1 protein-coding gene is annotated in these 1,304 nt (G+C 33.5%); it reads left to right on the top strand.

Going from position 1 to position 1,304, the window contains the following annotated elements; genetic code table 11:
• Positions 1-249: 249 nt before the first annotated feature.
• Positions 250-1,215 carry a tyrosine-type recombinase/integrase gene (locus V7068_RS21960; RefSeq protein WP_499714547.1) on the top strand — a complete coding sequence of 322 codons (966 nt, stop codon included), beginning with the start codon at positions 250-252 and terminating at the stop codon, positions 1,213-1,215.
• Positions 1,216-1,304 lie beyond the last annotated feature (89 nt).

The following is a 1,304-nucleotide window of genomic DNA, read 5'->3' as shown; positions in this document are numbered from 1 at the left end:
GAATTCTGAATTTATTGCGATGGTTGCTGATAAACTTCGCTTGGAACATAAAGCTTCATGAGAGAGTTAGGGGCGTTGATATTACTGGGGTGTAAGTGATATACACTTTTTTCTAACCAGTGTAACTTGACCAACTAACTTCTTTTTGAACCTATAAATAAAGCGTTTGTTTACCGAAAGACATCTTCTTTTATTGGTATGTGATTCATTACCAGTAAAGGAAGGTGTCTTTTTTTGTTGTTATCTGATATGGAATTACAACTGGATAATTTTATGCTGTATTGTTCTAGTAAAAATTTATCGAAAAAAACTATGAGAAGTTATGAACAGACCTTACGTTTGTTTGTTCTGTACATGGAAGAACAATTTCAGATTAATGAAGTAGGGAAAGTAAAGTCAGCACACATTAGACATTACATTAAGTATTTACGTGAACGTGGGAAGTATACAGTAGTTACAAATGATGCTTCTATGAAAGTAAACCATCCTGACCATAGAAACGATTTTAACAAGCCAATAAGTGATACTACGGTGGCAAATTATGTACGGAATATCAAAGTGTTTTTTAATTATCTGTATAAAGTTGAACGTGAAATAAAGATTAATCCAGCTGAAAGCATCCAAAACATTAAACCAGTTCGGAAACAAAAACCATTGTTGGATAATGAAGAGTTAGTTAAAGTATTGCGTCAATTCGATATAACAACCTTTCATGGTTATAGGAATTGGTCGATTACTCGTTTATTGTTGGATACTGGTATGCGTATCGGTGAGTGTTTATCCTTAAAACCTGAAAATATTGATTTCAAAAACAAAGCCATTCTGATTGAAAATCCAAAAAATCGACAGCAACGATATGTGTATTTTTCTTTTAAAATGTCCACCGATTTAAAACGGTGGTTACAGTATCGTGACCGTTTTTCAAGTAGTGAGTATTTGTTTCCAACTATACGTGGAACAGAACTGGAAGTGAGGAACTTTGAAAAGTCATTAAGGGAAGCTGGAAAGAAAGTAGGTGTTTCTATTCATCCACACCAGTTACGCAATAACTTTGCAAAGTATTATTTGTTGAATGGTGGGGATTGGGTTTCATTATCACGTATTCTAGGTCATTCCAGTGTTGAAGTTACCCAAAAAGCCTATCTAGATTTTACAGATCAAGAAATTGGTCAAAAGTATCAAAAACATTCACCGTTAAATAATTTAGAACTTTAAAAGGGAAGAAAGCAAAAGAAAAAGCCACGTGTTACCAGCACGTGACCAAAGCAATTCATCTGAAAATTTACAACTAAATAACGGATATT

The organism is Bacillus sp. JJ634 (assembly GCF_036962285.1).
GTDB lineage: Bacteria > Bacillota > Bacilli > Bacillales > DSM-1321 > Peribacillus > Peribacillus asahii_A.
This window is presented reverse-complemented; position numbering and strand designations above follow the sequence as displayed.

What these genes read in the sequence shown, in the direction of transcription:
- V7068_RS21960 (WP_499714547.1), top strand. Translation starts at nt 250, where the DNA reads ATGGAATTACAACTGGATAATTTTATGCTGTATTGTTCTAGTAAAAAT.